Origin of the sequence: Paraburkholderia sp. BCC1884 (genome assembly GCF_900996225.1) — a bacterium.
In the GTDB taxonomy this organism is placed as follows: domain Bacteria; phylum Pseudomonadota; class Gammaproteobacteria; order Burkholderiales; family Burkholderiaceae; genus Paraburkholderia.
Genome location: NZ_CAAJGL010000156.1, coordinates 286,424 through 292,423, shown reverse-complemented (window position 1 = coordinate 292,423; position 6,000 = coordinate 286,424). Strand labels below are relative to the sequence as shown.

The 6,000-nt window shown below is 63.4% G+C and carries 8 protein-coding genes, 1 tRNA gene, 1 rRNA gene and 1 pseudogene; 6 read left to right on the top strand and 5 right to left on the bottom strand.

Annotated features, from left to right (window positions below; genetic code table 11):
• Window positions 1-112, top strand: a 5S ribosomal RNA gene (rrf, locus tag FQ705_RS33895).
• Between the two features lie 145 nt (window positions 113-257).
• Here the strand turns inward: rrf and FQ705_RS33890 are convergent.
• The gene (locus FQ705_RS33890) at window positions 258-722 is read right to left on the bottom strand and encodes a hypothetical protein (protein ID WP_144149429.1); all 465 of its coding nucleotides are present in this window, start codon (window positions 720-722) and stop codon (window positions 258-260) included.
• Between the two features lie 322 nt (window positions 723-1,044).
• Here FQ705_RS33890 and FQ705_RS33885 point away from each other — a divergent pair.
• The 5 genes and pseudogenes from FQ705_RS33885 (at window position 1,045) to FQ705_RS34370 (ending at window position 2,439) form a co-directional block, all read left to right on the top strand.
• A tRNA-Val gene (locus FQ705_RS33885) sits at window positions 1,045-1,121 on the top strand.
• Window positions 1,122-1,492: 371 nt separating this feature from the next.
• On the top strand, window positions 1,493-1,939 hold the full coding sequence (locus tag FQ705_RS35045) for a dihydroxyacetone kinase subunit DhaK (RefSeq protein WP_260854717.1): 447 nt from the start codon (window positions 1,493-1,495) through the stop codon (window positions 1,937-1,939).
• Window positions 1,872-2,030: pseudogene (locus FQ705_RS35040) on the top strand (dihydroxyacetone kinase subunit DhaK); the annotation flags it as partial. The gene FQ705_RS35045 and the pseudogene FQ705_RS35040, both read left to right, overlap by 68 nt.
• A 53-nt stretch (window positions 2,031-2,083) precedes the next feature.
• Window positions 2,084-2,245, top strand: a complete 162-nt coding sequence (locus FQ705_RS35035; protein WP_260854718.1) for a hypothetical protein — start codon at window positions 2,084-2,086, stop codon at window positions 2,243-2,245.
• Window positions 2,230-2,439 (top strand): DAK2 domain-containing protein, encoded by a 210-nt coding sequence (locus tag FQ705_RS34370; RefSeq protein WP_222105692.1) that lies wholly within the window; start codon window positions 2,230-2,232, stop codon window positions 2,437-2,439. The genes FQ705_RS35035 and FQ705_RS34370 overlap by 16 nt, the downstream gene beginning before the upstream one ends.
• Before the next feature lie 43 nt (window positions 2,440-2,482).
• Here FQ705_RS34370 and FQ705_RS34760 read toward each other — a convergent pair whose 3' ends face one another.
• From FQ705_RS34760 to selD, 4 genes are all read right to left on the bottom strand, one after another.
• A complete protein-coding gene (locus FQ705_RS34760) occupies window positions 2,483-2,617 on the bottom strand; it encodes a hypothetical protein (protein WP_260854716.1) in 135 nt (44 codons plus the stop codon).
• A 3-nt stretch (window positions 2,618-2,620) separates the two neighbouring features.
• Window positions 2,621-3,676 (bottom strand): permease, encoded by a 1,056-nt coding sequence (locus tag FQ705_RS33875; protein WP_144149427.1) that lies wholly within the window; start codon window positions 3,674-3,676, stop codon window positions 2,621-2,623.
• Between the two features lie 25 nt (window positions 3,677-3,701).
• Window positions 3,702-4,769 (bottom strand): tRNA 2-selenouridine(34) synthase MnmH, encoded by a 1,068-nt coding sequence (gene mnmH, locus FQ705_RS33870; RefSeq protein ID WP_144149425.1) that lies wholly within the window; start codon window positions 4,767-4,769, stop codon window positions 3,702-3,704.
• An 89-nt stretch (window positions 4,770-4,858) separates the two neighbouring features.
• Entirely contained in the window at window positions 4,859-5,923 is a 1,065-nt protein-coding gene (gene selD / locus FQ705_RS33865) for a selenide, water dikinase SelD (protein ID WP_144149423.1), read from the bottom strand.
• Window positions 5,924-6,000: the final 77 nt, after the last annotated feature.

The following is a 6,000-nucleotide window of genomic DNA, read 5'->3' as shown; positions in this document are numbered from 1 at the left end:
CTGATGACCATAGCGAGTCGGTACCACCCCTTCCCATCCCGAACAGGACCGTGAAACGACTCCACGCCGATGATAGTGCGGATTCCCGTGTGAAAGTAGGTAATCGTCAGGCTCCCAAGCAGCAAACAGAAACCCCACCCCTTCAAGGTGGGGTTTTTGCGTTTAACAGCCCACACTACATCCCAGCCGGCGCAAAACGCCTTTCACTTGCCGCTATTTCACCGACGAAGCATTCCCCGTCGGTTCGATACATTTGCTTAAGCCCGTTTTTTCACCGGCATCTGATAAGACAGGCCCGCGGTAAAGCGGTCGAGTCTTTCGCTGGCGTCGGTAATGGCCCAAAGCGGGGAGTGATGCAGTTGTTCGTCATAATTGCCAGCGACCGCTGCAAAGAGCGTGAACCCATCATCGTCGAGTCTCCACTCGCCGGTCTCCCGACCCGTATCGAATACCGTCGAAATAGCGCGCTCTGCGGCTCCGAGTTGTTCGCCGGTGGCCGAGCCAAAGCCCGACTCCGCGAGAAAACCGGTCAGCAGCATGGTCTGCGTCAACGTTTGCGCGTCAGTCATGCTGCCGGCGCCGCGGCGCAGCGCGTCGAGCGCCAGATGTACCCGCAACGCGAGGTCGTCGGCGGTCTGCCGGGCGATCGGCAACAGCATCGCCTTGGCATGTCGCGCGCGCGCAGCGCCAGTGTTGCGTGATAAGGGAATAGGTTGGGGCATGAAGATCCAATGTTAGTACCTGTGCAGATGCAATAACGGCGCGGACGCTAAAAGGTTGAGCCCCGCAACACCACGCCGCGACACGATCAAGTTGAAACCCCACGCGGCCCAGTCTCGAGTCCGATCGATACAGGTCTGCCAGCGCGTCGCTGACACCTTCAAAACGCATAAAGCGGGAACCCAAGCTGCCGCGATCAGGAAGATTGCGCAACGTTTAAACCTCGTCGAAATGCTATGCGACCAGGCAAGTCACGATCATTTACGTAAGTAGCGATTTAAGCTTGTGCTGTGCTCGCGGAGTCTCTATAATTCGCGCCTCTAAAGGCTCGTAGCTCAGTTGGTTAGAGCACCACCTTGACATGGTGGGGGTCGTTGGTTCGAATCCAATCGAGCCTACCAACGCATCAGTGACGTGGACGAAAGCATTATGCTTTCGTCCACGATCCTGTCTACGTATCACTTAGCGCACGGTTTTTCGCGTGTGCTAGCCAGCAGTTTCCCCTCGGCTTCGTCTCCTATTTCAGCTTGTCGTACTGCGCTAACGCATTCGCCAATGCGCTGTAAAGTTGAGCCTTCCGCTTTCGCATCCGAATAAACCGTCCCGCGCGCTCAACGCAACCGCAAGTACGACCACAGGCAATCAGAACGCGGGCAGACTCCAGGGACGCCGACGCAATGAGGAGGCTCATCAACGACCTCTCCACGATCGTCCCCGACATGCTCGATGGCCTCGTCGCGCTCAATCCCGCGCTCTCGCTATTGCGGGCGGCATGATCGTCGTGCGTGCGGACGCCGAGGCCATCGCTGCTCGCAGTGAAGTCGCGCTCATTTCGGGCGGCGGCTCGGGCCACGAACCCGCACACGGCGGCTATGTGGGCGCCGGTATGCTGAGCGCAGCGGTGGCGGGCGAGGTCTTCACGTCGCCATCGACAGACGCCGTGCTCGACGCCATCCGCGCGGTGGCCGGCCCGGCAGGTGCCTTGCTGATCGTGAAGAACTACTCGGGCGATCGCTTCAACTTCGGCCTCGCGGCAGCGATCGCGCGCGCCGAGGGCGTCTCCATCGAGATGGTGACCGTCGCCGACGACATCGCGCTCGCGGCGAGTGGCGAGTGGCGACCATGCGGGCCGACGCGGCCTCGCGGGGACGGTGCTGGTCCACAAAACCGCTGCCGCGGCTGGGCGTCGGTTGCCCGACGTCGCGCAGATCGCGCGTGAGTTGGCCGCGTCGCTCGGCACGATGGGGGTCGCGCTCACACCTTGCACCGTCCCGGCGGCCGGGAACCCCGGCTTTGAGTTGGCGGACGGTGAAATCGAATGGGGTTTGGGCATTCACGGCGAACCCGGCGTTGCGCGCGGGCGTTGGAGTCAGCCGACGTCATCGTCGGCAAACTGCTGGCGAAGATCATCAACGACCTGTCACTGCAATCGGGTGAGCGAGTGGCTTTGCTGGTGGACCACCTTGGTGGCACGCCGTCGAGCGAATTGAGCATCGTGGCGCGCGCATCATGGTCGATGCACTGAAACCCGCTGCCGACGCGCTACAGTCCGCGCTCGCCAAGCCAGACGACATCGAAGCCGCATTGAAAGCGGCCGTCGGCGCAGCAACCGAAGGCGCATCGCAGACCGCGTCGATGCATCCGCGCCATGGCCGTTCGAGCTACGTTGGCGATCGCACACTCGGTCACGTGGACCCAAGCGCGCATGCCGTGGCTTGATGGCTCACCGCGATTCGCGACGCGCTGTCTGCTTAAGACGATCTCAAGGCCGCAGCAAATCGAAACCGGCCAGTACGACGACGCCGCTGACCATGATCAACGCGACGGAATGCTGGCCGAAGTAAAGCAGACCGGCCGCCGACCAGGTGGAGAGGGAAAAAGCCGCGATACGTTTCATGATTCACAGTCCTAAAGCAATGGCCAGCAGCCCGCTCACCACGCCGCATACGACCACCGCGAGCGCCACCACCGTGAGCACGCGCTTCGGGAACGAGCGGCCGAGCATCGCCATCGACGGTACGCTGATGAGCGGCAGCGTCATCAGCAGCGCGCCGGCCGGACCGGCTGCCATGCCGAAGGCCAGCATCGCCTGAATGATCGGCACTTCGCCCGCGGTCGGGATCACGAACAACGTGCCGGCAATCGACAGCGCGATGATCCACAGCAGGCTGTTGTCGATATTCGGACCGATGTGCGGGAACAGCCAGGTGCGTGCCGCGCCGAGAATGAGCACCAGGACGATGTATTCGGGCACCAGACGCAGCGTCATCGAGGCGAGGATTTTCAGCCAGCGCGTGAACGCGGTGCCGGGCACGTCGTCGACAACCAGTTGCGCCATGGCGCCACGCGACGCCTCGGCTTCCTGCGGCGTCACCATGCGATTCACCAGATAGCCCAGGCCGAACACCATCACGATACCGAGCACGAGTCGCAGGCCCATCCACTGCCAGCCGAGCACGAAACCCATGAAAATCAGCGTGGCCGGATTGAGCGCGGTGTTGCCCAGCCAGAACGCGATCGCCGCGCCCGGCGCCGCCTGACGGGCGCGCAGGCCGGCCACCAGTGGCGCCGCGCAGCACGTGCACATCATGCCCGGCAAGGACATCAGGCCGGCCTTCACCACGCTGCTGAAATCGCTCCGGCCGAGCGCGCGCGCGACCCATTGCGGCGGAATCAGCGCCTGCACCGCCGAGCCCAGCAGCAGACCGAGCACCATCGCTTGCCAGATGGCCTTGCCGTAGGCAAGCGCGTAGTCGATCGCCGCTTGCCACGATGCCGCCGGCGCGCTTGCCGAGGTCCCCATCAGAATCGACTTGCCGATGGAATGCTGGCTCGCCGCGACGAACGCGCGGTTGTAGTACGGAAACCACTTCACGTAGAAGAGGCCGACGACCGCGATCAGCAGAAACACGATCCAGCCGGCTGCGACGCGGGGCTGACGAAGGGTTGATTGCATGGTGGTTTTAAACGTTGGTTTTTAATCAGATGACAGCGAGCGCGCTCTTGTCGAGCTGCGCCAGCAGCGCTTCCGCCTGTTCGACGATATCGACATCGTTCGGGCGGAAATTCAACTGCAACGCGTGCGGCAACTGCGCGAAATGCTGGTGGCTGCTGCGGGCATACGCCGGATCGTAGTGTCGCTCGATCAACTCGCCGGCGAGTTCGGCGCGGCTGTCCTGATCCACGAGTTGCAGCCAACCGGTGACACGCTCACGGCTATGCAAGCCGATCAGGCGCTGTAACTGCCCTTTGAGCGAAGCGGGATCGTCGAACAGGTGCGCGTAGTCGTGCAACAGAAAAGCCGCGCGATCTTCGCGGCTCGACAGCACTTCGACACAGGCGCCCTGGTGAAACGTGTCGAGTAGCGCAAGCGGCAGCGCAATCGACCCGATGCGCCGGCTTTCCGCTTCGACGAAGACCGGCCGCGCGGGATCGAACGCGCTCAGCGCGGTGGCGAGCAGCGTGTCGAAACGCTTTTGCGACGGTTGCGGCACACCGGTCCATGCGCCGAGCAACGAACCCCGATGCGAAGCCAGCGCCTCGAGGTCCAGCGTTTGCGCGCCCGCCTGGTTCAAGGCCGACAGCAGGCGGGTTTTGCCGCTGCCCGTCGGGCCCACGAGTGCAATGTAGCGGAAGGTCTTCGGCTGGCTGTCGAGCGTAGCGAGTGTGGCGCGACGATAGCTTTTATAGCCGCCGTCGAGTTGACGCGCCGGCCAGCCGATCATGTTGAAGAGTGTCGTGACCGAGCCCGAGCGCTTTCCGCCGCGCCAGCAATAGATCAGCGGGCGCCAGTTGCGCGGCCGGTCGGCAAAAGTCTCTTCCAGATGATGCGCGATGTTGCGCGCAACCAGCGCCGCGCCAATACGCGTGCCTTCGAACGCCGATACCTGTTTGTAAGTCGTGCCGACCAGTACCCGTTCTTCGCTGCTCAGTACGGGGGCATTGAGCGCGCCCGGAATGTGGTCTTCGGCGAACTCGAGGGGCGTGCGCACATCGATGATTTCGTCGAAATCACCGGCTTTTTCGAGGCTGACGAGAAGATTTTTCAAGGGGAAGGCGGCAAAACGAGCGACGGCAAAGACGAAATTATCGCACGCGCCGTCAATACCGGCCGGCGACGCTGTCGCTCGTGCGTGCCTCAGATCACCTCGACACGCCTTTCTCCGCTGACCATTTCGCCGATCACGCGAGCTTCGCCAAAGCCGTCGGCATGGAACAGCGCGAGCACTTCATCGACAGCGTGCGGCGCGCAGGACACCAGCAGGCCCCCCGAGGTTTGCGGATCGGTGAGCAGGGCGCGCGCGGTCGACGGCAATGAGGACGTCAAAACGACGTCTTTGCCGTAGGCGTCCCAGTTGCGGCCCGACGCGCCAGTATAAATACCCGCTTGCGCGAGGCGGATCACGTCGGGTAGCCACGGCAGATCCGCATAACGCACGCGGGCGGTCAGGTTCGAGCCGCGCGCGAGTTCGAGCGTGTGACCCAGCAGACCGAAACCGGTGATGTCCGTCAGCGCATGCACACCGTCCAGTCTCGCCAGCTCCGCGCCCGGGCGATTGAGCTTGGTGGTCGCGCCGATCATCGCGGCATAGCCGGCGGCGTCGAGCTGATCCTTCTTGAGTGCCGCCGAGAGAATGCCGACGCCCAGCGGCTTGCCGAGAATCAGCACGTCACCCGCTTGCGCGCCCGCATTGCGTTTCACCCGCTTCGGATCGACCACGCCGATCGCGACGAGGCCGTAGATCGGCTCGACCGAGTCAATGGAATGGCCGCCGGCGAGCGGAATGCCCGCCTCCGCGCACACCGATTCGCCGCCCTTGAGCACGGCCGCGATCACGTCGTGCGGCAGAACGTTGATCGGCATGCCGACGATCGCCAGCGCCATGATCGGCTTGCCGCCCATCGCGTAGACATCGGACAGCGCATTGGTCGCGGCGATGCGGCCGAAGTCGAACGGGTCGTCGACGATCGGCATGAAGAAGTCGGTGGTGGCGACGATCGCCTGCTCGTCGTTGAGCTTGTAGACGGCGGCATCGTCGGCGGTATCGTTGCCGACCAGCAGGTCGGGAAAGAACGGCAGTGGCGCGCTGCGCTTGAGCAGATCGGCGAGCAGGCCGGGCGCGATCTTGCAGCCGCATCCGCCGCCGTGAGAGAGGCTGGTCAGGCGCGGCGATGGGCGGGTGTTGGGTTGAGTGTCGGTCATGGTGGCGCTGTTTCAGGCTACGAATGACCGCATTATGAGGGTTATGCCGGCATGCCGCAGCGCGCCGCTGTGCAACG

Bases quoted from the DNA above. Each gene is read 5' to 3' on its own strand.
- FQ705_RS34760 (WP_260854716.1), bottom strand. From the start codon at position 2,617: ATGAAACGTATCGCGGCTTTTTCCCTCTCCACCTGGTCGGCGGCCGGT.
- FQ705_RS33890 (WP_144149429.1), bottom strand. From the start codon at position 722: ATGCCCCAACCTATTCCCTTATCACGCAACACTGGCGCTGCGCGCGCG.
- FQ705_RS35045 (WP_260854717.1), top strand. From the start codon at position 1,493: ATGATCGTCGTGCGTGCGGACGCCGAGGCCATCGCTGCTCGCAGTGAA.
- FQ705_RS34370 (WP_222105692.1), top strand. From the start codon at position 2,230: ATGGTCGATGCACTGAAACCCGCTGCCGACGCGCTACAGTCCGCGCTC.
- selD (WP_144149423.1), bottom strand. From the start codon at position 5,923: ATGACCGACACTCAACCCAACACCCGCCCATCGCCGCGCCTGACCAGC.
- FQ705_RS33875 (WP_144149427.1), bottom strand. From the start codon at position 3,676: ATGCAATCAACCCTTCGTCAGCCCCGCGTCGCAGCCGGCTGGATCGTG.